This window comes from Micromonospora sp. NPDC049107 (genome assembly GCF_040648595.1).
Lineage (GTDB): Bacteria > Actinomycetota > Actinomycetes > Mycobacteriales > Micromonosporaceae > Micromonospora.
This window is the reverse complement of the sequence record NZ_JBEZEC010000008.1, coordinates 112133-137222: the sequence shown is the minus strand read 5'-3', so window position 1 is coordinate 137222 and position 25090 is coordinate 112133. Positions and strand designations below refer to the sequence as shown.

The following is a 25090-nucleotide window of genomic DNA, read 5'->3' as shown; positions in this document are numbered from 1 at the left end:
CAGTTTCAGACATGTAAATGTGTCGTTGAGCGTGGGAGCGCTCCCGCACCACCCCACCACAGCCGGCGCCCAGCTTGCGCCGAGTCAAGGAGCGTCATGAAGCGTCACCTTCGAGCCCTGGCCGCCGCCGGGCTGCTGCTCACCAGTTCCCTCGTGGCCGTGGCCCTCGGCGGCAGCGCCTCCGCCGACACCCTGATCTGCGAGCAGTACGGCTCCACCGTGATCCAGGGCCGCTACGTGGTGCAGAACAACCGGTGGGGCACGACCGCCCAGCAGTGCATCAACGCCACCAGCAACGGCTTCGAGATCACCACGCTGAACGGCAGCAGCCCCACCAATGGCGCGCCCACGGCGTACCCCTCGATCTTCTTCGGCTGTCACTACACCAACTGCTCCCCCGGCACGAACCTGCCGATCCAGGTGTCGCAGATCAGCAGCGCCACCAGCAGCATCAGCTACCGGTACGTGAGCGGCGCGACCTACAACGCCTCGTACGACATCTGGCTGGACCCGTCACCCAAGCGGGACGGCGTGAACCAGATGGAGATCATGATCTGGCTCAACCGCCAGGGCCCGATCCAGCCCATCGGCTCGGTGGTCGGCACGACGAACCTGGCCGGCCGGACCTGGGAGGTCTGGCGCGGCAGCAACGGCTCCAACAACGTCATCTCGTACGTCGCGCAGTCCACGACCTCCAGCCTGAACTTCAGCGTCATGGACTTCGTCAACGACACCCGCAACCGGGGCGCGATCACGAACTCCTGGTACCTGACGAGCATCCAGGCCGGCTTCGAGCCGTGGCAGGGCGGCGTCGGGCTCGCGGTGACCTCGTTCTCGGCCAACGTCAACGGCGGCGGCAACCCCACCAACCCGCCGCCGACCACCCCGCCGCCGGGCGGCACCTCGGGCTGCGCGGTCAAGTACACGGCCAACTCGTGGAACAACGGCTTCACCGCCGACGTGCAGATCACCAACACCGGGTCCAGCGCGATCAACGGCTGGACGCTGAACTACAACCTGCCCGGCGGGCAGACGGTCACCAACGCCTGGAACGCGACGGTCAGCCAGAGCGGATCCGCGGTGACCGCCCGAAACGTGAGCCACAACGGGTCGCTCGCCCCCGGCGGCACGGCCAGCTTCGGCTACCAGGGGACGCTGAACGGGTCGTACTCGTCCCCGAGCAGCTTCTCGCTGAACGGCAGGAGCTGTACGCGTAACTGAGTCGACGGCACAACGGCGGGGCGCGACCGAGCGGTCGCGCCCCGTTCGTGTCCCGGGTGAAAGAATCACGCTTAACTATGCATTAATATTATATCGGTAGCTTTCGCAAGATGTCGACTTTAGCGTCATTTCGGCACGATATCCCCTCGTCGATCGTGGTCTTCCTGATCGCCATCCCGTTGTCCCTGGGCATCGCCGCCGCCTCCGGAGCACCGCTGCTGGCCGGACTGATCGCCGCCGTCGTGGGCGGGGTGGTCGCCGGCGCGCTCAGCGGAGCGCCGCTTCAAGTCAGCGGACCAGCGGCCGGGCTCACCGTGATCGTCGCGGGCACCATCGCCGAGTTCGGTTTCGCCGGCACCGCCGCGATCGTGACCGTCGCCGGACTGCTACAGATCCTGCTGGGCATCACCCGCCTCGGGCGGGCCGCGCTCGCGCTGTCGCCAACCGTCGTACACGGAATGTTGGCCGGCATCGGCCTGGTCATCGCGTTGAGCCAGGTGCACGTCGCGCTCGGCGGCGCGCCCCAGAGCTCCGCGTGGGCGAACCTATGTGACCTGCCCGGCCAGGTCGCCGACCACCACAGCGTGTCCGTGCTGCTCGGCGCGCTGACCATCGGGCTGTTGCTGGTCTGGTCCCGGCTGGTCAAGACCACCATGCTGCCGGCGACCCTGGTGGCGGTGGTGGTCACCACCGTGGTGGCGACGGTCCTCGGCGCCGACGTGGAGCGGGTGAATCTGCCCGCCAACCCCTTGAACGCGCTCGCCCTCCCCCGCTGGCCCGACTCGCCGCCGTGGGAGGTCCTCCCGGCAGTCGTCACCATCGCCCTGGTGGCGAGCGTGGAGTCTCTTCTCTCGGCGGTGGCCGTCGACCGCATGCACCACGGCCCACGCGCGAACCTCGATCGGGAGCTCATCGCCCAGGGCGCCGCGAACGCCGTGTCCGGAACGCTCGGCGGCCTCCCGGTGACCGGCGTCATCGTGCGCAGCTCGGCCAACGTCGCCGCCGGGGCACGCACCCGGGCGTCGGCCATCCTGCACGGCGTCTGGATCGCCGGGTTCGTGCTGGCCGGCTCCGCGCTGCTGGAGATGATCCCGATGGCCGCCCTCGCCGCCGTTCTCGTGGTGGTCGGCCTGCGGTTGGTGAGCCTCGCCCAGATCCGTACGTACGCCCGACACCGGGAGCTGCCCATCTACGTGGTCACCGCGCTCGGCGTGGCCGCGACGGACCTGCTGATCGGGGTCGGGCTGGGCATGGCGACGGCCGCGCTGTTCATGTTGTGGCGGTTGGCCCGCTGCGACATCCACGTCAGCGAGCCGAACCCCGGCGCCTGGCACGTGTCGATTACCGGAACGCTCGCCTTCGTCGCCTGCGGACGGCTCACCCGCCGACTCACCGCCCTGCCCCCGGGGCAGCACGTCGACGTCGAGCTGCACCTCGACTATCTCGACCACGGCGCCTACGAGACCATCCGCGACTGGCAGGCGTCCTACACACGGTCCGGTGGCAGCGCGCAGGTCAGCGAGGTGCACGGCTCGTGGCTCCATCGGGCGGGCACCGACGGGCTCGGCACCGGCAAACGCACCGCCCTCTGCGTGACTCGGGGTTGTCGGTCTGCGGAGGCGCAGGGGCCGACCCCTCACCCGTCGGGGTGATGATCCACTCGGGATCCTTGACGTCGGGGCATCCTCGGACGAGGGACACCCCGACATCCGGGAAGTCGAGCCGATCAAGCCGGGGCGGGGCGCGTCACGCGGGTCAGACCCGGGTGAGGCGTACGGCGTCGGCGATGACCAGGCCCGTCGCGTTGCTCCAGCGACTCACCGCCACCCGGTTGGCGTCCCCGGCGGGCAGGGTGAACGTACCGAGAACGCGCCACTGCCCGCCGGTCGCCCGCTGGTCGACGTAGACCGTGCGGTTGCCGGTGGTGGTGGCGACGATGTACGGGGTGGCGCTGTTGTAGCCGCTGTTCGTCGGCCACCACGCGTCCACCCGGTAGTTGCCGGTCGCCGGAACGTTGAACCGGTACCAGGCCGGGTCGCTGGCCGCGACGGGTTCGGCGTAGCGGTAGTCGGCGCCGTACCGCTGGGTGGAGAACGTCGACACACCCCAGCTGGCGCTGGCCGTGAAGCGACCCGAGGTCGTGTTGTCCACGATCGACGACCAGGCCGTGCTCCCGCCGGCCATCTTCGCGGCGACGTCGGCCCGCATCACGTTCAGGTCGATGAAGGACGGGTCGATCTTGCCGGTGGTGCTGGTCTCCCGGTGACCGCGGGCATAGCTGCTGTCCCGACCCAGCCGGGTGAGCACGGCGGCCGTGGCGGCGATCGACGCGTTGTACTGCGCGGTCGTCATCTGCTGGTCGACGCCGTTGTAGTCGATCTCCCACCCGATCATCAGGGTGTTGCCGTCACCCGCGGGGATGGGTCCGCTGCCGCCGCTGACGCCGGCGTGGTTACAGCGGCCGGCGGAGATCACGTGGAAGACGCCGTTGTAGTCGACGAGGGCCTGACAGAGCGGGCCGGCCAGGTCGGAGCGACCGTTGATGCAGATGCCCAGCGCCGGGTGCGGGTTGCTGGCGCTGGAGGTCGAGGCGGTGTGGTGCCAGAGCACCCCGATCGGGTCGAAGGAGCCGGGGCGCATCCGGTTGAGCCAGTCGCCCTCGACGACGACCTGGACCCCGGCGGCGCGCAGCACGTCCACGAGCCACGGGATGGTCGCCATCAGGAGTCCTGCAGCAGGTCGGCCAGGCACTCGACCTTCGGCGCGGCGCTCGCCGGTGCGGGTCGGACGGCGAGGGTGGTCAGCGCGGCGGCCACCAGGGCGGGGATGCCGAGCACCCCACGACGGCGCAGACGAATGGACGGTGGTCGGGCCATGGCGATCCTCCAGCTGAGGCGGGTGGGGAACGGATCGATGGACGTGATGACGGCACGCTATACCGTCACACGCGTCAATGTCGATACCCTTCACCTGCCACCCGAAGCCTGAAGGATTCCGCCGACTCAGGCGTCGCCGAGCGCGTCGATGTCGCGCATCTCCTCCGCCGTCAGCGAGAAGTGGAAGACGTCGAAGTTGGCGGTGATCCGCTCCGGCGTCACCGACTTGGGGATCACCACGATCTCGTGGTCAATGTGCCACCGCAGCACCACCTGCGCCGGCGAGACGCCGTGCGCCGCGGCGATCCTGGTCAGCACCGGATCGCTGAGATCGCTGGTCTTGAACGGGCTGTACCCCTCCAGCACGACGCCCCGGTCCCGGTGCTCGGCGTGCCGCTGCCGGTCGTACAGCGCGGGACTCCACCTGATCTGGTTGACCGCCGGGTTCTCCTCGGTCGACTGGATCAGCTCATCGATCTCGCTCGTGCTGTAGTTGCTGACCCCGACGGCCCGCGTCAGGTTCTCGTCCCGGGCGGCCAGCAACTCCCGCCACAGCGGGATGCTGTCGGCCGCCGACGACGGCGGCCAGTGGATCAACCAGAGGTCCACCTGGTCGACGCCGAGCGCCTCGAGGCTGGCCTCCAGGGTCTCGCGCTCCCGGCCGATCCGGTCCGGCGGCAGCTTCGTGGTGAGGAAGATGTCCTCCCGACGCAGCCCGCTCTCCCGGACCGCCCGACCCACCTCCCGCTCGTTGCCGTACACGGTGGCGGTGTCGAGGTGCCGGTAGCCGGTGTCGAGTGCGGCCAGCACGGCGTCGTAGCCCGCCTGGCCGGTGGCCTGCCAGGTGCCGAAGCCGAGCAGGGGCATTCGCACGTCACCCGGAAGGAGGGCGGTGGGCTGGTCACGGAGGTCCATGAAGTCCGTTTTACCCCGCCTCATGCCCGGCCGCCGAGCGAATCGGACACTCCGGCGGCCCGCACAAGGGCCCGTTTTGCCGGAGAATGCGGGTGTGACGGACCGGCTGGACGAGTACCGACGCCGGCGCGACGCGGCCCGCACCCCGGAACCCGTGCCGCGGGCGACGCCCCGGCCGGCCGGTGACGACGGCGACCGCGCCCGCTTCGTCATCCAGCAGCACCACGCCCGTAGCCTGCACTGGGACCTGCGGTTGGAGCACGAGGGCGTGCTCGCGTCCTGGGCGGTGCCGCGCGGCCTGCCCCGCGACCCGGGCCGCAACCACCTCGCCGTCCATACCGAGGACCACCCGATGGAGTACCTCGACTTCGCCGGCGAGATCCCAGCCGGCGAGTACGGGGGCGGCCGGATGATCATCCACGACCGGGGCACGTACCGCTGCGAGAAGTGGCGCGACGACGAGGTCATCGTGACGCTCTCCGGCGCGCGCACCGAGGGCCGGTACGCGCTGTTCGCCACCGGCGGCCGGGACTGGATGATCCGCCGCACCGATCCCGCGCCGCCGGGCTGGACGCCGATGCCCGAACTGGTCCGCCCGATGCACGCCACCCCCGCCGCCGGGCTGCCGCGCGACGCCGGCAAATGGGGGTACGAGCTGCGTTGGGACGGGGTACGCGCGGTGGCGTACGTCTCCGGCGGGCGGCTACGGCTGCTCTCCGAGACCGACGAGGAGATCACCGGCGGGTACCCGTGGCTGCGCGCGATGGCCGAGGCCCTGGCGCCGACCGAGGCGGTGCTCGACGGCGTGCTGGTGCGCATCGACGGATCGGGCCGGGTGCGTCCGGCACGCCCGACCAGCGGGGGCCGGGTGCCGACCGGCGCGCAGTTCCTGCTCGTCGACCTGCTGTGGTTGGAGGGTGTGAGCAGCGTCGACGTCCCGTACGCGCAACGCCGCGAACTGCTCGATGGGCTGGCGTTGGCCGGTACGCACTGGCAGACTCCGCCGTGGTTCTCCGGTGCCGGCGACGAGGCCCTGCGCACCGGGCGGGAGCAGGGGCTGCCCGGTGTGGTCGCCAAGCGGCTCGACTCGGTCTACGAGCCGGGCGTACGCAGTCGGCGCTGGTTGAGTGTCGACGCGGCCTGACGGCGAGGAGCGACGTGTACCTGACCCACCTGGACTGCCCGCGCTGCGGCTTGGAGTACGCCGCCGACGAGGTACAGAACCTCTGCGACTGTGGTTCGCCGCTGCTGGCCCGGTACGACCTGCCGGCGGTCGCGAAGGCGGTCACCCCGGAGCGCTTCGGCCTGCGCCCAGCCGACCTGTGGCGGTACCGGGAGCTGCTGCCGGTCGCCGACCCCCGGCACGTCACCACGCTCGGCGAGGGTTGGACGCCGCTGCTGCGCGCTCCCTCGTACGGTGCCGAGATCGGCATCGCGGATTTGATGGTCAAGGACGAAGGGCTGATCCCGACCGGCTCGTTCAAGGCGCGGGGCGCGGCGGTCGGCGTGAGCCGGGCCCGCGAGCTGGGCATCAAGCGGATCGCGATGCCCACCAACGGCAACGCCGGGTCGGCCTGGGCAACCTACGCGGCGCGCGCCGGAATGGGCGCCACGATCGTCATGCCGCTGGCGGCGCCGACCATCTGCCGGCGCGAGTGCGTGGCCGCCGGCGCCGACCTGCGCCTGGTGGACGGGCTGATCAGCGACGCCGGCCGGCGGGTGGCCGAGCTGGTCGCCGAGTCGGACGGCGCGATCTTCGACGCCGGCACGCTGCGCGAGCCCTACCGGCTCGAGGGCAAGAAGACGATGGGGTACGAGATCGTCGAGCAGCTCGGCTGGCAGGCGCCCGACGTGATCATCTATCCGACGGGTGGCGGGGTCGGCCTGATCGGCATCCACAAGGCGCTGCACGAGATGCGCGAGCTGGGCTGGGTCGGCGACAAGCTGCCCCGGCTGGTGGCGGTGCAGTCGACCGGCTGCGCGCCGATCGTGCGGGCCTTCGCCGCCGGTGAGTCCCGGGCCCGCCCGTGGGCGGACGCGCACACGGTGGCGTTCGGCATCACCGTGCCGTCGCCGCTGGGTGACGAGCTGATCCTGGCGGCGCTGCGGGCATCAGCCGGCACCGCCGTCGCCGTCGACGACGCCGAGATCCTGACCGACCTGCGGGACTTCGCGGCCCGGGAAGGGCTGCTGCTCTGCCCGGAGGGCGCGGCCTGCCTGACCGCCGCGCGCCAGCTACGCGCCGGTGGCTGGATTCGGGCCGGGGAACGGGTGGTGGTGCTCAACACCGGCGCGGGGTTGAAGTATCCGGAGACGGTCGACGTCTCCGGCGTACCCGTGCTGGCCTGAGCCGGCATCCCGCGCGGCGCGGGATGCCGGCGTGCCGCGCCTACCGGTAGGTGATGTCGGACGGCGAGTAGAGGCAGTTGACGCCGTCGGCGCCCTCACCGATCTTGGTCGGTTCGCTGCCCTTGGGTACGCCCTTGTACTTGACGCAGATCGAGGTCTCCCGGTCCGGGTCGCCGACGATGGCGACGCGGCTGAAGCGGGCGGTGTCGCCCCAGTTGGTGTTGATGCCGGCGATCGTGTCGGTGTCGCGGACGACCACGTTGTCGATCACCACGTGCCGCTGGTACGACGTGGAGCAGTTGCCGCAGGCCCGGTAGAGCTTCCCGGAGTTCTCCACCCGGAAGTTCCTGATGTAGACAGTGCCCGCGCCGTTGTGCTGGAAGACCTTGTCGCTGGCCGACCGCGCCCCGCCGCCGTCGACCGTGTACGTGGTCCCGCCCCGGAAGGTGGCGGCGTCCTCGCCCACGTCCTCCCACCAGACGTTGACCAGGGTGCAGTCGCCCTCGCAGTGCACGCCGTCACCGGCCGGCGCGCCGATGATCACGTTGCGCAGGGTGGCGCCGGCGGCCAGCTCGAACATCGGGTCCTGACTCTCGCTCTGCCCACCGTCGCCGATGCCGTAGTAGCGCCTCAGCCCGCCGTCGAAGGTGCCGGACACCGGGATCGTGGCGTCCACCTTCTGGCTGCCGGTCGGCGTCGGCCACCCGGAGGGTGGTGGGGCGGTCGGGCTCGACGTGGTGGGCGGCGTGCTGGTGGCCGGCGGTGTGGTCGGGGCGCCGCCGCCGGAGGAGTCGACGACCACGTCGTCGAAGCCGCCGCTGGCGTACGCGGTGACCAGCCCGATCCGCCCGGCGCCGGCCAGGCTGTTGCTGCCGGAGGCGATCTGCGCGCCGTTGACGAAGCCGCGGATGGTGCTGCCGATGACCTCGACACGCAGGGTGTACCAGGTGCCGGTGGTGACGCCGAGCGGGGCGGAGCCGATCGCCGTGACGCTGCTGCCGTTGACGGCCTGGAGTTCGGCCCGGCCGGAGCCGAGCAGGGCGAGGCGATACATCCTGGTGCTGCTGGTGGAGCGGGCGGCGAGCCCGACCAGAGCGCTGGACGAGCCGAAGCTCACCGGCCGGACGCGGGCCTGCACGGCGTAGTCGGTCCACCCGGTGTCGCCGGCGAACTGCCGGGCCAGTTCACTGCCCGTGTTGGACTGCTGGAACACGCCCGCGCCGTCGACCGTCCAGGTGCCACCGGACTTGGACCAGCCGGAGGCGTCGCCGTCGCTGAAGGTGTCGGTGAAGATGGTGGCCGCGAAGGCCGAGGTCATGCTGGCGGCGAGGGCCGCCACGGTCACGCCGGCGCACACCGCCAGCACCAGTGGTCGTCGTCTCCTGTGCACGGTTGTCCTCCTTGACGCGGGTGGTGGTGATCCCGGGACACGGACGCGCGGGGACGTGCCGGCACGGCGCGCTGACGCGAGAGCGGGATCGGTGTGCCCCGTCGGACGCCCGGATCCGACAGCGGGGTGAAGCGGGACGAAAGCCGTGGGAAAGGGCTTTCCCGTCTCTCCGAGGCTAGGACTACGCACATATCAGCGTCAATGCCTGACGCTTGCAGGTCTGTTGCAGGATTTCGGCGCGGGATTCAGAAGCTGTTCGGCTCGGTCAGCCGCCAGGCCGCGTTGATCAGCCCGATGTGGGAGAGCGCCTGCGGCATGTTGCCGAGCTGCGCCCCGGTGGTCAGGTCGATCTGCTCGCTGAACAGGCCCACGTCGTTGGCGCGACCCACCACGCGCTCGAACAGCTCCTCGGCCCGCTGCGGCTCACCCGCCATCACCAGGCACTCCACCAGCCAGAACGAGCACAGCAGGAAGCCGGCCGGGTCGCTCGTCCAGCGCCGGACCAGCCCGTCCTCCGTGCCCAGCTCACGCTCCACCATCGCGATGGTCGAGCGCATCCGGGGGTCGGTGGCCGGCAGGAAGTGCGCCACCGGCAGGGCGAGCACCGAGGCGTCCAGCTCCGCCGAGCCGAACGAGCCGGTGAACGCGCCGATCCGGTCGTTCCAGCCTTCGCGCAGCACCGTCTCGCGGATCTCGTCACGGACGCCGGCCCAGCGACGCGGGTCGGCCCGCTCACCCAACCGGTCGGCGAGCCCCACCGCCCGATCCATGGCCAACCAGCAGGAGACCTTCGAGGAGAGGTAGTGCCGTTCCTCGTCCCGGGTCTCCCAGATGCCCCGGTCCGGCAGGTGCCAGGTCGCCGCCACCTGCTCGGTCAGCCCGAGCACCATCTCCCGCAGCTCCGACTCGAACGTCGTGCCGAGGTAATCGCGCAGTCGCCACACCGCCGACAGCACCTCACCCGGCACGTCGAGCTGCCGCTGCTTCCAGGCGTCGTTGCCGATGCGCACCGGGCGACTGTCGCGGTATCCGCGCAGGTGATTGCAGTGGTGCTCGGAGAGGTCACGCTCGCCCTCCAACCCGAAGAGCACCGGCACCGGCTCGTCGCCGAACTGGCCGATCGACCGGGACACCCAGGCGAACAGTCGCGACGCCTCGTCCGGACAGGCGGCCACCCAGAGTGCCCGCATCGTCAACGAGAAGTCCCGCAACCAGGAGTACCGGTAGTCGTAGTTACGGTCGCCGCCGATCCGCTCCGGCAACGAACTGGTCAGCGCCGCCGCCACCGCGCCACTGCGGGCGTACGTGAGACCGGCCAACACGGTCGCGCTGTGCCGCACCAGCTCCGGGTGCCGGCCCGAGTACGTGTGCGTCTCCCGGAACGCCTCCCAGGCCCGGGTCGTGTCGGCGAGGGCGGCCAGCGGGTCCATCTGGACCGGTGGTTTGCCGTACGTCTGCCCGAACGCCACGTCGATCCCCACCACCTGGCCGGAGGAGACCTCGAACTCGTGGGTCACCCGGTCCCGGCCAGCCCGCAGCGGCATGCCCCCGGCCCGCAACACCAGCACCACCGGGCCGGCGCCGGCCACCACCGCGCCGCCGGGCCGCTCGTGCAGGTACGGCGTGAGCAGGCCGCACTCCGGGCGGGGGGCGAAGTCCAGCGCCATCCGGACCCGCCCGGTGAGGCCCTCGACCACGCGGACGAGTACGGCGGGCGAGTTCACGCCCAACTCGTGCGCGCGGGCACCGGGCTCGGCGGCGAGCGCGTCCGTCACCGAGACGCTGCCGTGCGGCGTGTGGTGCACCGTCCGCAGGATGAGCGTGTCCGGCCGGTAGGCGCGCTCGACCCGGTAACCGGGGCCACCGGCACCGACCGGCGCCAACCGGAAGTGCCCACCGTCCGGGTCGAGCAGCCTGCCGAAGACGGAGGCGCCGTCGAACCGGTGCGGACACCACCAGTCGATCGAGCCGTCGACGCCGACCAGCGCGCCGGAACGGGAGTCCGAGAGGAACCCGTAGTCGGAGATCGGCGGCTGTGTCACCAGCCGCGCGTACCCGGATCGGCCCGATTCAGGCCGACGCCGTCACGCGGTCGGCGGTTCGTCCTCGCCGGCCTCCTCGGCCCGGTCGGCCTCCTCCTTGGTGTGGTGCACCGCCTGGTCGGCGTGCTCCGGAGGGCCGTAGACGGTGTAGAGCACCAGCGGATTCGGACCGGTGTTGACGAAGTTGTGCTTCGTGCCGGACGGCACGACGACCAGGTCACCCGCGACGACCTCCCGCTTCTCGCCGGCGACCCGGGCCTCGCCCGTCCCGCTGACGAACGTCAGGATCTGGTCGATGCCCTCGTGCACCTCCTCGCCGATCTCCCCGCCCGGCGGAATCGTCATGATCACCAACTGGGTGTGCTCGCCGGTCCACAGCACCCGCCGGAAGTCCGGGCTCTTCTCGGCGACGGTCGCGATCGTGAAATGCTCCATGGCCCGCTCATACCCCGTTCGGTCCCGCGTCACGCCGGGACTGGCGGATGGTGGAATTCCCCACGGTCGGCAGGTTTGGATCCGCGCCGAGCGGGGATCGACAACGCTGACCGGCGCGAACGGCCGGTCGAGCCAGGTCCCCGCTGGCGTACCGCCGAACGGCTGCGGTGGTGGGAGACGGCCAGAGCGCGGCGACGTTGCGACCACGATCGCAGCGGCGCCGCGCGCTCGTTTGCGCGTACGACTCAGGTGTCGCGGTGCAGCCAGGCGAGCAGGTCGGGCGGGGCCAGCCCTCGCGCCCGCCGCTCGTAGCGGGCCAGCGCGGCCGCGTCGAGCAGATCACGCCCCTGCCCCGAGCCGCCGCGACGGAAGAACGCCTGGCGGTCCCGCAACACGCCGAGCGTGTCCGGGGCGAGTTGGTCGGCGCGCTCGCGCATCCGGTCGAACGTGGCCGCCTCGACCAACGCGGGCCACCGTCCGGCGGGCACCTCGACACCCCAGCGGTCGGCCAGCAGTCGCATCTGTGCGCCCAGGTCGGCGCGGAGGTCGTCGTAGTGCACCAGCGCGATGTTCGGCTCGTGCCGACGGGCCCAGGCGTCCCGCAGGTGCCCGAACACCCCGGGCAGCGAGTCCAGCTCGACGCGCGGGTCGACCTCGTGGTCGACCCAGCTCGCCAGCCACTGCCCGAGCGGTGGACGGACACGCGGCGGTCCCGCCGGCGCGGGTTGGCCGGTCAGCTCCGCGACTCGGGTCCGGTCCAGGTTTCCCGCTTGGTGGTAGAGGGAGACGGCCATGTCCAGTGGATGCCGCGCCACCACCACATAGTGCGCCCGGGGGTCGAGCGGTACCCCGTCCAGCGGGGTGTGCGTCTTGATGAACCGGCGGTGCGACTGCGCGGCCAACCGCTCGTACACCACGTCCCGCGGCTCGCCCAACCAGTCCAGCCAGGGCGACAACTCGGACAGCGGCGCCGGCAGCTTCGGCGTGCCCAGCACCAGCAGCGCGCAGATCATCTGCATCCAGGTGGTGCCGCTCTTGGAGCGGGTGCTGATCACGATGTCGCCATCGCGGAACGGGAAGCCGAGCCAGCGGGCGCTGTCCTCGTCGGTGGAGCGGTAACGGTACGGCGACGCGGACATCGGGCGAGCGTAGTCGCCGAACCGACAGCCGGACAGCGGATTTTCGGTACCAGAAAGTGTGGAGGCATGCGAATGCCTGACTAGATTGAAGTATGGTGCCCGCCCACGGGGGCCGGGCAGTGGCGCCGGTCTACCGCCCCATCCTCACCAGCCGCCGACGCGGTGAGCTGGAAGCCCTGACCCACCTCGATCCCGCGGCCGCCCCGCTCGTCGCGCCGATCCTGGAGGTCAACGCCGTCGACCGTTCCACGAGGGACGGTCTGCGCCGACTGCCGGCCGGCCTGCTGCCGGCCGTCGACGTGACCGCGCAACCCGACTCGGTCGATACGGAGCTGGCCCGGTGGGGCGTACCGCTGATGCCTGTCATCGGCCTCGCGGAGAGTGAGCGGCGGCTCGTCGCGCACGGCGCGGCGGCCCGGGCGTACACCCGGCGGGCGCTGGTGCGGGTGCGGGCCGCGCACGACCGGGCGGGCCCGGACGCGGACACGACCGCCGTCGAGCGGATCTGGCGGTACACCGGCCTCGCGCCGGAGGAGTGCGACCTGCTGGTGGACGCGGGTGACGTCTGCTGCCCGGCGGACGTACGGGTGGCGGAGCCCCGGGTACGGCGGCTGCTGGACTGGGCCCGTCGCCACGCCTGGCGCTCGGCGACGGTGGCGGCGGGCGGCATGCCGCCGACGCTGTCCCGGCTGCCCGCCGACGAGCCGGTACGGCTGGAACGCTGGGACTGGCAGCTCTGGCAGCGGCTGGTCGACCTCGGAGTCGACTACGGCGACTACGGCGTCGGTCCGGCGCTACCCGACGCGGGCGACCCCGGCGACCGGCTACCCACCGTGCGGTACACCGCCGACGACGGCTGGTGGGTCTACCGCTGGTCGCGCCGGGGCGGCCGGGGCGACGACCGCTTCGCCGACCTCTGCCGGACGCTGGTGACGGCACCACACTGGTCGAGCGTCGGCGCGGCGTTCTCCTGGGGCGACCACGAGCTGCTACGCCGGGCACGGCGAGGTGCCGGGGCCGGGTCCGCCGCCAACTGGACGGCGTGGAGCACGTCGCACCATGTGGCGCACGTGCTCGCCGCACTGCTGCGACCCGACGACCCCGGCCGGTCGGGTTGGGACTCCCGGCCGGGGCCACCGCAGCGGGGGCGATCGCCCCGGTGAGAGCCCCTACTGCTGCTCGGTGAAGCCGAACTGGATGATGCCCTCGTCGTCGACCGTGGCGTCCACCGAGGCGTCGCCGAGCAGGTCGGCGGCGTCCGGGTCGAGGAAGATCCGTGCGCCCTGGTTGTCGACGACCTGGTCACCCTGCTCCGGCTCGGGCACCAGCTCAACGGTGAGCGATCCGGCGTCGGCGGCGATCCGCACGCCACCGTCCTGGGCCACGTCCTGCTGGTTGGCGAGGTCACGGATGACGAGCACGGCGTTGTCGGTCATGGTGAGCATTGGTGGAACTCCTCGTGGTTTCTCGGCTCGCGGCCTGATGTCACGCAGAGGCGGACAAACGGCCCGCGTACGAGCACGCGTGGGAGGCGACGGGAGGTACGGACGGTCATCGCCGTCGCGTCGAATCGGGGCGGCTGACGGGCCCCTTCCCAGCCCACGGTGCCCGTTACCGAGCGATACGTCAAATAGAGCCGGATCAGTCCCGCTCTCGCTTCCGCGCTGGTCACGGCCCTGATTTGCCCACCAGCGAGCGGAACTATCCTTACGCTGAGTAAATGATGGATGACGCCCGCCGTGCGGCTGCCGAATTCCTCGGCACGCTGCTGCTGGTCTTCTTCGGCGTAGGCGCCGCCGTCGCCGCGCGGGTCCAGGGCGGCGTCGTGGTCGTCGCGCTGGCCTTCGGGTTCGTCATGCTGGCCCTCGTCTACACGATCGGCCCGCTCTCCGGCAGTCACGTCAATCCGGCGGTGACGCTCGGCGTCCTGCTCTCCGGCAAGATTTCGGTGATCGGCGCAGTCGCCTACTGGATCGCGCAGTTCGCCGGGGCGACCGTGGCCGGCTTCCTGCTCTGGGCACTGACCCGGTGGGGTGACGTCGCGGACCAGACCGGGGCGCTGGGCTCGAACGGGTACGGCGCCCACATCAACCGAGGTGGCGCGGCCGTACTGGAGATCGTGCTGACCTTCCTCTTCGTCCTGGTCGTGCTCGTCGTGACCAGTCGCAGCGAGAACCCCGGCATCGCGGGGGTTGCCATCGGTCTGGCCCTGGCCACGACCCAACTCGTCGGCGTGACGCTGACCGGCGCGGCGGTCAACCCGGCCCGCGCCTTCGGTCCGGCCGTCTTCGAGGGCGGGGTGGCGCTCCGCCAACTCTGGGTGTTCATCGTCTTTCCGCTGCTCGGCGGAGCGCTCGCCGCGTTGGTGGCCCCGCTGGTGATGGGCGGGCAACGGCACTACTGGGGCGGCCACGAACGAGGGCTCGGCCGACCGGGACATCGCGAAGGGCAATAAGCCTCGTCACCTGCTGAGAGCAGGACGCGGGTCAGGCGGGGCGGTTCGGTGTGGGGGGTACCGCCGCGGGATCACCGCGCTCGATGAGCGCGGCGATCTCGGCGGCATGCAGCCCGCGGAGCGTCAACACCTGGGTGCCCCACCGGTGCAGCCGGCACGGGTGAGGGCTGGCGTCGTTGCGACAGACCACCCCACCGGACCAGCGCCGGGGCGCGTGTACCACCACCGCGCGTACCGCGAACTGGGCATCCTCGCCCGTCACGTACGGCGGCAGGGGGATGTCGCGGAGCACCTCCGGCTCGTCGTGGCCGGGAGAAACGGCAGGACGGACGCGGTGGGCGGTACTGCTGCTCATCTGCGCTGCCTCCACAATGGAAGGTGGACGGGGACAGCAGAAAGTTACGTCCTCAGCGACGGAGGGCGACGGACAAACTGTCCCGCTCAGCGCAGCGCGACGGCTTGCAGGCCGACGTTCCCGCAGTGCTCGGTGTAGACCTTCTCGACCGTCCAGCTCACCACCAGCCGGGCGTCCTTCGGCGCCGCGAACCGGATGACGAACTGGGCGCTCTGACTGGTGTACGGGTCCTCCAGGCGCAGGGTGCTGACCGGCCCGCCCGTCGACAACCGCACGTCGAGCCGACCGCGCGCCATCCAGATTCCGGCGTACACCTGGACCGTGCGCGGCGCATCGCTGCCGACGACGGTCAGGCTGAACCCGTTGCCCACACCGCAGGTGTAGACACCGTCGGAGGTGCCCCGGTCCCACCGGTCGGGCGCGCCGTCGGACCAGCGGACCACCTCCTGGTTGCCGTCCCAGCCGATCCGGCGACCCTTCCCGCCCCCGTCGACGATCTCCCCGGAGCCGGACTGCTTGCGGACCGTCGAGTTGCCGCCGCGCTGCCCCCAGTGCATCCAGTCCCGGGTGCCCACGGCCGTCAGGTCGACCTCGGCGGGCACCTCGGCGCGGGTCAGCGACAGCAGCGGCGCGGCCGGCTTCGCCGACTCGGGGGCCGGTGGGCTGGTCGACGGGGTCGGTTCGGGTGAGGGTGGCCGCTGCCGGGGCCGCAGACCCGGCAGCGCCGGGCCGGCCTCGCTGGTACGTCCGTCCGCGCCCGGCAGGCCCGTCGGACGGGCGGCGCCGGCGGGCACGCCGCCCGGGCCGCCGACCGTCGCGTCGCCCGAATCGGGACCGGACCGCGTGCCGAGGTACGCCACGAGCACCACGAGGCAGACGACCGCGCCGACGCCTTCCAGTGCCCAGCGCCGCCGCTGCCGGGCGCGGGCGAGCCGGCGCAGCGCTCGGTGGCCCAGTCCGGCCCCGGCAGATCGCGGCCGGTGCGACGCGGGTCGAGCGGCCGACTCGTCCCCGGCCCGCGAACCATCCCGCGTACGGTCCTCGTCCGCCACCGACTCCTCCACGTTGCCGCCCGACCGCCACCGCACGTGACGGATCGACCGTCCACTGTGGGTCGTTCACGATTGCACCGGCGTGGTCGACACGCTAAATCGGGACAGCATGACGTGTCCAGTCCGGATCGGGACGGTATGGGACGGCCGGCTCACCCTCCGGTGGTCACCCCGGCTCAGCCGATGCGGAAGCCGAGCGCCTGCGCGATGACGAGAGCCTGCTCGACGTCCACGAGCGCGCCGGCCCGCTCGACCGACGTCGGGTCGAGCGCGGTGAGATCACTGCGCCGCAGGTCGGCGCCGCCGAGGCGGCAGCGCTGAAGTTGCGCTCCGGAGAGGTCGACGCCGGTAACGGTGGCCCCGGTGAGGTTCGCGCCGGTCAGGTCGGCCTCGCGCATCCGCACGTCGCTCAGCCGGACAGCGCGCAGGTCCGCGCCGGGCAGCGCGACGAACGACCAGTCACCGCCGTCGACGCGTAACGGGCGCAGCTCGCACTGGACGAAGGTGCTGCCCACCAGCTTGCAGCCGGTGAACTCGGCCTCGAAGAAGTTGCAGCGCTTGAAGACACAGCGGGTGAACGCCGAGTCGAGGTGCCGGGACGCGTTGAACCGTACGTTGCCGAACGTGCATCCGGTGAAGACCGCGCCCCGGGTGACCGCCTCGGTCAAATCCACGTCGAAGAACTCGCAGGCGACGAACTGGCGGTCGGTCAACTCCTCGCCGTACCAGTCCTCGTGGCGGAAGGTCACGTCCTCGGTCAACTCCGGCATCCGGCCAGGCTAGTGCCGCCGACCGACACCACCGGGGAGCCGCCCCTTCCGGTAGCGGCGTACCGGCGAGTAGTTTCGGCGGCGTGAGTGTGGCGCGGAGCAAGGACCCGGATGAGATCGGCTTCGACCCGGAACGGCTGGCCCGGATCGACGAACACTTCGGCAGGTACGTCGACGACGGCCGGCTCGCCGGCTGGCAGGTGGTGGTCACCCGCCGCGGCGAGGTGGCGCACTCCTCGACGTACGGCCTGCGGGACCGCGAGTCGGGTGCGCCGGTCGGGGCGGACACGCTCTGGCGCATCTACTCGATGACCAAGCCGATCACCTCGGTCGCGGCGATGATGCTGTGGGAGGAGGGTCGCTTCGAGCTGACCGACGAGATCAGCCGCTGGCTGCCCGAGTTCGCCGACCTGCGGGTCTACTCGAAGGGCTCGACGCTCAAGCCGTACACGGTGCCGGCGACCGAGCCGATCCGGGTCTGGCACCTGCTCACCCACACGGCCGGCCTGACGTACGGCTTCATGCAGACGTCGGTGGTCGACGGGCTCTACCGGGCCGCCGGCTACGACATGTACCCGCCGCCCGGCGTCGACCTGGCCACGGCCTGCGCGGCCTTCGCCGAGTTCCCCCTGCTCTTCGAGCCCGGCACGGCCTGGGGTTACTCGGTCGCCACCGACGTGCTCGGTCGACTGGTCGAGGTGGTCTCCGGGCAGAGCCTCGACGCCTTCTTCGCCGACCGGATCTTCGCCCCGCTGGGCATGACGGACAGCCGCTGGTGGGTCGAGGGCGACGAGGCCGAACGACTGGCCGCGCTCTACGCGCCGGATCCGCGCAGCGGGCAGGCGTTCCGCTACGACCGGCTCGGCGCCCTGGCGCACCACAAGCCCGGCCTGCTCTCCGGTGGCGGCGGCCTGATCTCCAGCGCCGCCGACTACCACCGCTTCACCCAGATGCTGCTGCGCGGCGGCGAGTGGGACGGCGTACGTCTGCTCGGGCCACGCACGGTGCGTTTCATGGCCCGCAACCACCTGCCCGGCGGGCAGGACCTGGGCACCCTGTCCACCGGCGGCTTCGCCGAGAGCACCCTGGACGGGGTCGGCTTCGGCCTCGGCTTCGCGGTCGTCGAGGACCCGGTCCCGAGCCGGGTGCCGAGCAGCGTCGGCGAGTACTACTGGGGCGGGGTCGCCAGCACCGCGTTCTGGGTGGACCCGACCGAGGAGATCACCGCGCTGCTCTTCACCCAGCTCCTGCCGTCGAGCACCTATCCCCTCCGCTCCCAGCTGCGCCAACTCGTCTACTCCGCGCTCATCGACTGAGGGGTGGGGTCCGTCGCCCACGGCTGACGGACCCCACACCGCAGCTCAGCCGAGCTGCTGGGCCTGGATCGCGCGGATCTTCGCCGGCTTGCTGACGGAGAGGTTCGAGATCAGGTACGCCCGCACGCTGCCGTCGGGGAACACCGCCCACAGGTCGGCCACGCCGTCGGCGTTCAGGTCGGCGGCGAGGAGGCTGCTGACTGCCACGCCGGTGTTCCAGCCCGAGGCGAGCCGGTACTGGGTGTAGGCGAGCGCGCCGGTCCCGTCGCCGTTGTCGGTCATCGTCACGCCCTGCCACAGGTACAGGTCGCCGGTAGTGGCGTTGCGCAGGACCAGGGCCACGCCCGAAGCCAACTCGGTGCTGGCCAGGGTCCAGTTCTGCCAGTCGCTGCCGCCGGTCGGGGTGGCGGTGTTCAACGCCACCCGGAGGTAGAGGCCCACCGCCCAGGCGTTCGGGTAGTAGGCCAGTCGGTAACCGTTCGTCGTGTCGCCGACGATCCCGACCAGGTCAGGGATGTAGTCGCCGACGCCGTCCGCCACGTACCCGCTGACGAGCTGGATCGGGGAGTTGCCGTAGTCGTCGGCCAGGAATTCGCGCGCGAGGCTGACCGAGGCGCTGTAGGGCTTTGCCATCGTTCCGTCGCCGACACCCTTGATGATGACGCCGCCACCGGCGTTGTCGCCGCCCGGGTAGTAGGCCAGGAAGTCCTGGTTCGCGGTGCCCCAGAAGGTGCCGGTGATCATCTGGGCGCCGTCGAAGTCGGCCGGCGATTCATTGCCGGTGACGCCGTTGCCGTAGATACCGATGTTCACCGCTGGGACCTTCACCCGGCCGGTGCCGACGCCGGTGGTCGCGTTGATCCGGCCCCGCGCCGTCCAGACACCGGAGTCGAGGCGCGTCGTGGTGCCGCCGGCGGTCACCAGGTCCGGTACGCCGTCACCGTTGAGGTCCTTGTCGACCGGGCCGGTGACGGCGGTGGTCGGCGTGTGGACCGGTGCGGCCTGGGCCGGCAGGGCCGGGACGACGGCGAGCGCCAGGGTGGCAGGCACCGTCCAGGCGAGCAGCCGGCGACGGGCGGAGAGGTGCTTCATGGATTCCCCGTTCAGTCAATGGATCTTGTTTGGCTCACCGTAGTGGGCCCATGCCAGTCGGTCGCTCCCCTGAACGCCCGGCCGGGTTCGTCATAACGGCATCTCCGGGGCGAGCCGGCCCTAGCCTGGGCTGGTGAGCACCATCGTCGTGTTTGGCGCGGGCGGCACCGCCGGGTCGCGGATCGCCGCCGAGGCCGTCGACCGGGGACACCGGGTGATCGCCGCGGTCCGTCGCCCGGAGGCGACCTCGTACCTGCCGGACGGGGTACGGACGGTCACCGGCGACGCCACCAGCGAGCGCAGTGTCCGGGAGTTGGCGCCGGACGCGGACGCGCTGGTGGTGGCGATCGGCGGCGGCGAGCGCGGGCTCTGGCGCACGGCCGCCGAGACCCTGGTGACCGCCCTGCGGCCCATGCCGGCCGCGCCCCGGATCATCCATCTGGGTGGCGGGTCCACCCTGCTCACCCCGCGCGGCACCCGCTTCCTCGACGAGCCCGACTTCCCCGAGCAGTACCGGGACTCGGCGATGGGCCAGGCCGACGCTCTGGACTACTACCGCAGCTCCGCCGACGGGGTGCGCTGGACCTACGTCTCGCCGCCGCCGCTGGAGTTCCACCCCGGCGACCGCACCGGGCACTACCGCACGGGCACCGACGAGCCGGTCACCGATGACCAGGGCCGGTCGGTGCTCACCTACGAGGACCTCGCGGTAGCGATCGTCGACGAGATCGAGCAGCCCCAACACATGAACGCGCGCTTCACCGCCGCGTACTGACCGGCACGGCGGTCGGCGGTCGGCGCTCGGCGCTCGGCGGTCGGGCCGACCTCCCCCTCAGCCCCTGTCGAGCTGCTCCAGATATGGGGCAGACGCAGCGAGATGCGGAAGAACAGCTTGCGGTAGACAGCGCCGCACCCCCGCACCCCCGCACCCGCACCCGCACCCGCACCCGCACCCGCACCCGCACCCGCACCCGGCGGATCGAACGGCACCGTCGTCGCCCGCCGCCCCACATCCGGGGCAACTCGACAGCGCACCACCCCTACACGGCCAACCCACCACGACGACCGCCCGCCCCACATCCGGGGCAGCTCGACAGCGCACCACCCCTGCACGGCCAACCCACCACCGCGACCGCGCCCCACCACCGCCGCCCCACATCCGGGGCAGCTCGACAGCGGACGAACAGCTGGCGGGTACGGACGCGTTCGAAGCGCGCGCTCAGTCGGCGAGGCGGGCCGGGAAACCGCCGGTGGCGATCGGACCCCAGGCATCAATGGTCACTCGGATCAGCGACTTGCCCTGGCGCACCATCGCCGCCCGGTAGTCGTCCCAGTCCGGGTGCTCGCCGGAGATGCTGCGGAAGTACTCGACCAACGGCTCCAGCGCCTCGGGCAGGTCCAGCACCTCGGCCGTGCCGTCGATCTGCACCCACGGGCCGTTCCAGTCGTCGGAGAGGACGCACGCCGAAACCCGGGGGTCGCGGCGGATGTTGGTCACCTTCGCCCGCTCGGGGTACGTGGACACCACCAGGCGACCCTCGCCGTCGATGCCGGCGGAGACCGGGGAGGACTGCGGCCGGCCGTCGGCTCGGGTGGTCATCAGCACGACGCGGTGTCGCGGCCGGAGGAAGTCGAGCAGGGTGTCCCGGTCGACCCGGGTGTTCTTCGCGATGCTGCGTGCCATCACTCGTTCCTACCAGGCCGGCGGCGGGTCCGCGGGCGGTGGGGGTCAGCGGGCGGTGGAGGTCAGCGGGCGTGGGGGTCAGCGGGCGGTGGAGGTCAGCGCGGGTCGGCGGCGGTGCGGTGCACCGCCTGGGTGGGCACGCGAGGCCGACCGGCCGGGCGCCACGCCCGGCCGTTGGCATAGATCACCCGAAAGCCGAGGTACGAGGCGAGCGGCGCCCAGTGCGCGGAGCCCATCCGCAGTTCGGCGGCGTTGTGCCGCTGCCCGTTGGCCAGCACGTCGAGCAGGACGGTTTCGAAGGCGGCCGATTCAACCCAGTCGACGTCCCGGGTGAAACCGCAGATCAGGGCGGCGCCGGTGACCTCCAGGAACTCGCGCAGCACCGCGTCCGACGCGCGCAGCACCGAGCAACTGCCGAAGTAGAGCCGCCGCCCCTCACAGCGGCCGGCCATCAACTCGGCCACCTCGTTCAGCTCCACCGACTGCCAGTCGGTGAGGCAGAGCCGGCTCGGCTCACCGTGCATGGCGAAGAAGCCGACCCGGTGATCGGCGTACTGCTTGAGCAGCCAGCGGTCCAGGAAGTAGAACAACTCGTCGCGGGTGGCGGCGTCCTTGTGGATGAAGCGGATCTTGCCGAGTCGCTCCAGCAGTTCGAGGGTGGGCAGCACGGAACCGCGTTCGTTGAGGTCACGGTGCCACTGACCCTCGACACAGAAGACGCCACCGCGTGCCACGCGCACCTCCGCCAGTTCGCCACCCGGGCCTGACGTTACCGCCCGCCCAGTGGAGTGGAACATCACCCTGGGTGCGACTGAATGCGACGTTCGGTGCCGTTCCCGCGTTCCCGGGCCGATCGGGGGAAATGGCTGTTTCGCAAATCAGCCGAATTCACAGGCGCTGCCCAGGAACGGGCGAATCGTGAGGACAATTCTCGTTATTGCCGCCAACCGCACTGATCAGTGCGAAGGTGGAAATCGCGGGACGTCCCGGTCGATGTCCCAGAGCCACCCCATTCGCTCTCCTAACGGGAGGACTTCTGTGCGCGTAAACACCTTGAAGCGAGTTGCTGTCGCTTTCGCCCTGGCGTTGCCCGGGGCAGCGATCGCCTCGGTGGTCGCCGCGCCGGCAGCGTACGCGGACGGCTGTTATACCTGGAACCGCAACCTCTACCAGGGGCGCTCGGGCGACGACGTCCGTCAGCTGCAGATCCGGGTCGCTGGCTGGGCCGGCAACCGGGACATCGTCGAGAACGACGGCCGCTACGGACCGAAGACCGCCGCCGCGGTGAAGCGGTTCCAGCAGGCGTACGGGTTGCGCGCCGACGGCATCGCCGGCCCGCAGACGTACGCCAAGCTGTACCAGCTCCAGGACAACGACTGCACGCCCGCGCACTTCAGCTACAACGAGTTGGACAACGGGTGCGGCGGCAGCGGGTGGAGCGGCGGTCCGCTGTCGGCGGCCCAGACCAAGCAGAACGCGCTGCGCACCATGTGGAAGTTGGAGGCGTTGCGCAAAAGCCTCGGCGACAAGCCGCTGAACGTGACGAGCGGTTTCCGCAGCCGTGCCTGCAACAACCAGGTCGGCGGCGCGTCGGACAGCCAGCACCTGTACGGCCACGCGGCCGACGTCACCTCACGGACGTCGTCCCTGTGCACGGTCGCGCGGGACGCCCGTAACCACGGCTTCAGCGGGATCTACGGGCCCGGCTACCCCGACCACGACGACCACGTGCACGTCGACTCGCGGCGCGAGAACAACAGCGACGGCAGTTCGAACACGACGAACTGGTCCGCGCCGGACTGCGGGATCGGCGCTGGCAACGACTGAACCAGCCGGTCGGCGTGACGTCGGCCCGGCGCGGTGGGGAAACCTCCGCGCCGGGCCGACGCCCTGTCGCCCCGGGCAGAGCGGGCCGTGGGGTGACGCCGCTCAGCTCGCCCGGGGCCAGCGCGGCGCGGTGACACCGGGACTCACCGGGCGGCTGGCAGGCGCGGGTCGTACCCCCGTGGGGGTGGCCCGCGCGGCCTGGTGTCGCGCGGGCAGTCCGGCCCGGCCCGGGGCCGGCGCCGGATAGCCGGGGGGCGTGGCCGGCCGGACGCCGGCGGGGCGCGCGGACGACGGCCCGGTCGCCGTGAACGGGAACGGCACGTGCACGAACGGGTTGCCGTGCCGGATCAACGCCTCGATCTGCCGCTCGTTGAGCCCGTGCGCCTCCAGGACCCGACGCCCCCAGCGGTGCAGGCGGCACGGGTAGGACGCGCCGTCGTTGCGGCACAGCGGTCCGGTCGGCCACTCCTCGGCGGTGTGCACGACCACCGCCCGGACCGCGAGCCGGACATCCTCGGGGGTCAGTGGCGCCGGCATCGGCACCTCACCCAGCACCTGGTCGATGGGATCCGTCGACTGCTCACCAACACGCACGGCAGGCCTCCCGCAGCTCGGCAGCGGTACGGCGGACTGACCGCACCGACATCCTCGGGCATTGGTACGGCCGGCATCGGACGAAGGTTCAATTCCGGTACGCGGTAAGCAGATCCTCCGGCGATAGCACACGGAGCCCATCGACGGCGGTGCCGCTACGCGACACGGCAACGGTCGGTACCGATTCGTCCGCTCCGGGTAGCCGGGACCGGTGAAGAAGTAGTCGGCCCAGGTCATGGGCGTCGAAGGGCCGGTTCTCCTGCCACTTCACCGAGCCGACGAAGCAGATGCGCTCAGCGACCGGCCCCCGATCGGCACCGACGATGTCGATCTCCGGGTCGTTCGTACGCGTCCAATAGCCGCCGATCGCCGACGCTTCGGCCGGCAGCGTGTCTCCGGGCAGCCGGCGCATCGTCTCGCGGACGACAGGCTCGATCGCCCGACCCCGCCAGGACGTCCACGATCGCAGGATCCGCTGCAGGGTCAGGTCACCTCGCCCACGCTCGATCTCGGCCAGGTGGGGCCCCAGGAACGACAGCCAGAAACGCAAGTACGGGTCAGCCACCGCATACCTCGTTTCCCGTGACGGCTTGGTCGACAGCGGGACGGTGACCTCCACGGCCCGCTTCTGGGTCAGCAGACCCAGGGCACGGTTCAGGGACGCCTGCGGTAGGTCCCCCGCCGCACGGGAGATCAGCGTAAAGGTCCGTTCACCGGAGCCGATGGCCCGCAGCACCAGACCTGCCTGGGACTGGGGTGGAAACTCCGCCGCGAGCGCGCGTTCGCCGCTGACCAGCAGGGCCGAGGTCGGATCGCGTACCGCGTCGGCCAGATAGTCGTGCACCGACGCACCGGTCGGCCACTCGTCGAGGATCAGCGGCAGACCCCCGGACACCAGGTAGGCGTCGAACGCGTCGGCGGCGGAGAGGTCGAGCATGTCGCGGACATCGGCCGGGCTCAGCGGAGGGACGACCATCTCGGTGGCCCGCTGGTGGAACGGCCGACCATAGTCGTTCAAGGCCTCCATCATGGCCAGGTCCGAGCCGACGCAGATCAGCAGGACCGGCCGCCGGGACAGCTCGCGTCGAAGACCTTCTGCAGCGTGCCCTCGAAACCCGGATCGCTCGCGATGAGGTACGGCATCTCGTCCAGGACGACGACGCTCGGCCGATCGGTCGGCAGGGCGGCGACGAGCAGGGTGAGCGCGGCGTCCCAGGTCCGTGGCTGCTGCTCGCTCAGCAGTTGCGCTTCGGGCAACGTGGAGGCGGCCGCCGCTTCCACGAAGAGGGCGAGGTCGGCGGCGGCAGAGGGCTGCGCGGAGGCGGTGAAGAAGAGGTGGGGGACCTCAGCCCGCTCGACGAACTCCTCCACGAGCCGGGACTTGCCGACCCGGCGGCGGCCGCGCATGAGCAGCGCGCGCCCCGGCCGACCAGCCCGGCCACCGCGAGCTACCCGGGCGAGCATTCCGTCGAGCAAGGCCAGCTCTCGCTCTCGTCCCACGAAACCGTCCATGAACCACCCTTGATGCTGTCATTTTTGGAACACTCAAAAATGAGTGTATCAACGACAGTGGCGCGA

Annotated in this window: 26 protein-coding genes; 9 read left to right on the top strand and 17 right to left on the bottom strand. The window is 71.3% G+C overall.

From position 1 onward, the window contains the following. Positions 1-96: 96 nt before the first annotated feature. Together AB0B55_RS20650 and AB0B55_RS20645 are read left to right on the top strand one after the other, a co-directional pair. Positions 97-1221, top strand: a complete 1125-nt coding sequence (locus AB0B55_RS20650) for a cellulose binding domain-containing protein (protein ID WP_357173021.1) — start codon at positions 97-99, stop codon at positions 1219-1221. 110 nt (positions 1222-1331) lie between these two features. Next, positions 1332-2873: a SulP family inorganic anion transporter gene (locus AB0B55_RS20645; protein WP_357173017.1), complete on the top strand. Its 1542-nt coding sequence runs from the start codon at positions 1332-1334 to the stop codon at positions 2871-2873. Positions 2874-2976: 103 nt separating this feature from the next. Here the strand turns inward: AB0B55_RS20645 and AB0B55_RS20640 are convergent, their stop codons facing one another. The 3 genes from AB0B55_RS20640 to AB0B55_RS20630 all read right to left on the bottom strand — a co-directional run bounded on the left by AB0B55_RS20640 (position 2977) and on the right by AB0B55_RS20630 (position 5012). After that, positions 2977-3942, bottom strand: a complete 966-nt coding sequence (locus AB0B55_RS20640; protein WP_357173014.1) for an N-acetylmuramoyl-L-alanine amidase — start codon at positions 3940-3942, stop codon at positions 2977-2979. Further along, the gene (locus AB0B55_RS20635; RefSeq protein ID WP_357173011.1) at positions 3942-4097 is read right to left on the bottom strand and encodes a hypothetical protein; all 156 of its coding nucleotides are present in this window, start codon (positions 4095-4097) and stop codon (positions 3942-3944) included. Before AB0B55_RS20635 ends, AB0B55_RS20640 begins: the two co-directional genes overlap by 1 nt. Positions 4098-4223: 126 nt before the next feature. Continuing rightward, entirely contained in the window at positions 4224-5012 is a 789-nt protein-coding gene (locus AB0B55_RS20630) for an aldo/keto reductase (protein ID WP_355051899.1), read from the bottom strand. A gap of 94 nt (positions 5013-5106) precedes the next feature. Here AB0B55_RS20630 and AB0B55_RS20625 point away from each other — a divergent pair, with 94 nt between their 5' ends. Both AB0B55_RS20625 and AB0B55_RS20620 read left to right on the top strand, forming a co-directional pair. Continuing rightward, positions 5107-6156, top strand: a complete 1050-nt coding sequence (locus AB0B55_RS20625) for a DNA polymerase ligase N-terminal domain-containing protein (RefSeq protein ID WP_357173009.1) — start codon at positions 5107-5109, stop codon at positions 6154-6156. Positions 6157-6170: 14 nt separating this feature from the next. Then, entirely contained in the window at positions 6171-7361 is a 1191-nt protein-coding gene (locus AB0B55_RS20620; protein WP_357173007.1) for a threonine synthase, read from the top strand. A gap of 40 nt (positions 7362-7401) precedes the next feature. On the opposite strand, the gene AB0B55_RS20615 is transcribed toward AB0B55_RS20620, so the two are convergent. The 4 genes from AB0B55_RS20615 to AB0B55_RS20600 all read right to left on the bottom strand — a co-directional run bounded on the left by AB0B55_RS20615 (position 7402) and on the right by AB0B55_RS20600 (position 12367). Next, positions 7402-8751, bottom strand: coding sequence for a pectate lyase (locus AB0B55_RS20615; protein WP_357173004.1), 1350 nt, complete (start codon positions 8749-8751; stop codon positions 7402-7404). Positions 8752-8996: 245 nt separating this feature from the next. Continuing rightward, positions 8997-10793, bottom strand: a complete 1797-nt coding sequence (locus AB0B55_RS20610; protein WP_357173001.1) for a glycoside hydrolase family 15 protein — start codon at positions 10791-10793, stop codon at positions 8997-8999. A gap of 42 nt (positions 10794-10835) precedes the next feature. Further along, entirely contained in the window at positions 10836-11228 is a 393-nt protein-coding gene (locus AB0B55_RS20605; RefSeq protein WP_355051904.1) for a cupin domain-containing protein, read from the bottom strand. Between the two features lie 245 nt (positions 11229-11473). Further along, positions 11474-12367: a sulfotransferase domain-containing protein gene (locus tag AB0B55_RS20600; RefSeq protein WP_357172998.1), complete on the bottom strand. Its 894-nt coding sequence runs from the start codon at positions 12365-12367 to the stop codon at positions 11474-11476. A gap of 92 nt (positions 12368-12459) precedes the next feature. On the opposite strand from AB0B55_RS20600, the gene AB0B55_RS20595 reads away from it, so the two are divergent. Further along, positions 12460-13530 (top strand): hypothetical protein, encoded by a 1071-nt coding sequence (locus tag AB0B55_RS20595; protein WP_357172995.1) that lies wholly within the window; start codon positions 12460-12462, stop codon positions 13528-13530. 6 nt (positions 13531-13536) lie between these two features. Here AB0B55_RS20595 and AB0B55_RS20590 read toward each other — a convergent pair whose 3' ends face one another. Beyond that, positions 13537-13812: an adhesin gene (locus tag AB0B55_RS20590; protein WP_357172992.1), complete on the bottom strand. Its 276-nt coding sequence runs from the start codon at positions 13810-13812 to the stop codon at positions 13537-13539. 275 nt (positions 13813-14087) lie between these two features. Here AB0B55_RS20590 and AB0B55_RS20585 point away from each other — a divergent pair, with 275 nt between their 5' ends. Next, positions 14088-14822, top strand: coding sequence for an aquaporin (locus AB0B55_RS20585; protein WP_357127742.1), 735 nt, complete (start codon positions 14088-14090; stop codon positions 14820-14822). Between the two features lie 31 nt (positions 14823-14853). Here AB0B55_RS20585 and AB0B55_RS20580 read toward each other — a convergent pair whose 3' ends face one another. The 3 genes from AB0B55_RS20580 to AB0B55_RS20570 form a co-directional block, all read right to left on the bottom strand. After that, entirely contained in the window at positions 14854-15177 is a 324-nt protein-coding gene (locus tag AB0B55_RS20580; RefSeq protein WP_357127745.1) for a hypothetical protein, read from the bottom strand. Between the two features lie 86 nt (positions 15178-15263). Then, positions 15264-16229, bottom strand: coding sequence for a hypothetical protein (locus AB0B55_RS20575; protein WP_357172989.1), 966 nt, complete (start codon positions 16227-16229; stop codon positions 15264-15266). A 176-nt stretch (positions 16230-16405) separates the two neighbouring features. Then, entirely contained in the window at positions 16406-16999 is a 594-nt protein-coding gene (locus AB0B55_RS20570; RefSeq protein WP_357127751.1) for a pentapeptide repeat-containing protein, read from the bottom strand. An 83-nt stretch (positions 17000-17082) separates the two neighbouring features. On the opposite strand from AB0B55_RS20570, the gene AB0B55_RS20565 reads away from it, so the two are divergent. Continuing rightward, positions 17083-18315, top strand: coding sequence for a serine hydrolase domain-containing protein (locus AB0B55_RS20565; RefSeq protein WP_357172986.1), 1233 nt, complete (start codon positions 17083-17085; stop codon positions 18313-18315). 45 nt (positions 18316-18360) lie between these two features. Here AB0B55_RS20565 and AB0B55_RS20560 read toward each other — a convergent pair whose 3' ends face one another. Then, on the bottom strand, positions 18361-19407 hold the full coding sequence (locus AB0B55_RS20560; protein ID WP_357127757.1) for a hypothetical protein: 1047 nt from the start codon (positions 19405-19407) through the stop codon (positions 18361-18363). 133 nt (positions 19408-19540) lie between these two features. On the opposite strand from AB0B55_RS20560, the gene AB0B55_RS20555 reads away from it, so the two are divergent. Next, a complete protein-coding gene (locus AB0B55_RS20555) occupies positions 19541-20182 on the top strand; it encodes an NAD(P)H-binding protein (protein ID WP_357127760.1) in 642 nt (213 codons plus the stop codon). A 444-nt stretch (positions 20183-20626) separates the two neighbouring features. On the opposite strand, the gene AB0B55_RS20550 is transcribed toward AB0B55_RS20555, so the two are convergent. Together AB0B55_RS20550 and AB0B55_RS20545 are read right to left on the bottom strand one after the other, a co-directional pair. Next, the gene (locus AB0B55_RS20550; protein WP_357127763.1) at positions 20627-21091 is read right to left on the bottom strand and encodes a PPOX class F420-dependent oxidoreductase; all 465 of its coding nucleotides are present in this window, start codon (positions 21089-21091) and stop codon (positions 20627-20629) included. A 95-nt stretch (positions 21092-21186) separates the two neighbouring features. Next, positions 21187-21825 carry a hypothetical protein gene (locus AB0B55_RS20545; RefSeq protein WP_357127766.1) on the bottom strand — a complete coding sequence of 213 codons (639 nt, stop codon included), beginning with the start codon at positions 21823-21825 and terminating at the stop codon, positions 21187-21189. Positions 21826-22129: 304 nt separating this feature from the next. On the opposite strand from AB0B55_RS20545, the gene AB0B55_RS20540 reads away from it, so the two are divergent. Next, positions 22130-22918, top strand: coding sequence for a D-Ala-D-Ala carboxypeptidase family metallohydrolase (locus AB0B55_RS20540; protein WP_357127769.1), 789 nt, complete (start codon positions 22130-22132; stop codon positions 22916-22918). Positions 22919-23020: 102 nt separating this feature from the next. On the opposite strand, the gene AB0B55_RS20535 is transcribed toward AB0B55_RS20540, so the two are convergent. From AB0B55_RS20535 to AB0B55_RS20525, 3 genes are all read right to left on the bottom strand, one after another. Then, on the bottom strand, positions 23021-23512 hold the full coding sequence (locus AB0B55_RS20535; protein WP_357127772.1) for a hypothetical protein: 492 nt from the start codon (positions 23510-23512) through the stop codon (positions 23021-23023). A gap of 88 nt (positions 23513-23600) precedes the next feature. Continuing rightward, positions 23601-24530, bottom strand: a complete 930-nt coding sequence (locus AB0B55_RS20530) for a DUF234 domain-containing protein (RefSeq protein WP_357172983.1) — start codon at positions 24528-24530, stop codon at positions 23601-23603. A gap of 35 nt (positions 24531-24565) precedes the next feature. Then, a complete protein-coding gene (locus AB0B55_RS20525; RefSeq protein ID WP_357172980.1) occupies positions 24566-25024 on the bottom strand; it encodes an AAA family ATPase in 459 nt (152 codons plus the stop codon). Positions 25025-25090 lie beyond the last annotated feature (66 nt).

Coding starts and splice junctions, on each gene's coding strand:
- AB0B55_RS20650 (WP_357173021.1), top strand. CDS start 97: ATGAAGCGTCACCTTCGAGCCCTGGCCGCCGCCGGGCTGCTGCTCACC.
- AB0B55_RS20645 (WP_357173017.1), top strand. CDS start 1,332: ATGTCGACTTTAGCGTCATTTCGGCACGATATCCCCTCGTCGATCGTG.
- AB0B55_RS20640 (WP_357173014.1), bottom strand. CDS start 3,942: ATGGCGACCATCCCGTGGCTCGTGGACGTGCTGCGCGCCGCCGGGGTC.
- AB0B55_RS20635 (WP_357173011.1), bottom strand. CDS start 4,097: ATGGCCCGACCACCGTCCATTCGTCTGCGCCGTCGTGGGGTGCTCGGC.
- AB0B55_RS20630 (WP_355051899.1), bottom strand. CDS start 5,012: ATGGACCTCCGTGACCAGCCCACCGCCCTCCTTCCGGGTGACGTGCGA.
- AB0B55_RS20605 (WP_355051904.1), bottom strand. CDS start 11,228: ATGGAGCATTTCACGATCGCGACCGTCGCCGAGAAGAGCCCGGACTTC.
- AB0B55_RS20600 (WP_357172998.1), bottom strand. CDS start 12,367: ATGTCCGCGTCGCCGTACCGTTACCGCTCCACCGACGAGGACAGCGCC.
- AB0B55_RS20595 (WP_357172995.1), top strand. CDS start 12,460: ATGGTGCCCGCCCACGGGGGCCGGGCAGTGGCGCCGGTCTACCGCCCC.
- AB0B55_RS20590 (WP_357172992.1), bottom strand. CDS start 13,812: ATGCTCACCATGACCGACAACGCCGTGCTCGTCATCCGTGACCTCGCC.
- AB0B55_RS20585 (WP_357127742.1), top strand. CDS start 14,088: ATGATGGATGACGCCCGCCGTGCGGCTGCCGAATTCCTCGGCACGCTG.
- AB0B55_RS20580 (WP_357127745.1), bottom strand. CDS start 15,177: ATGAGCAGCAGTACCGCCCACCGCGTCCGTCCTGCCGTTTCTCCCGGC.
- AB0B55_RS20570 (WP_357127751.1), bottom strand. CDS start 16,999: ATGCCGGAGTTGACCGAGGACGTGACCTTCCGCCACGAGGACTGGTAC.
- AB0B55_RS20560 (WP_357127757.1), bottom strand. CDS start 19,407: ATGAAGCACCTCTCCGCCCGTCGCCGGCTGCTCGCCTGGACGGTGCCT.
- AB0B55_RS20550 (WP_357127763.1), bottom strand. CDS start 21,091: ATGGCACGCAGCATCGCGAAGAACACCCGGGTCGACCGGGACACCCTG.
- AB0B55_RS20525 (WP_357172980.1), bottom strand. CDS start 25,024: ATGGACGGTTTCGTGGGACGAGAGCGAGAGCTGGCCTTGCTCGACGGA.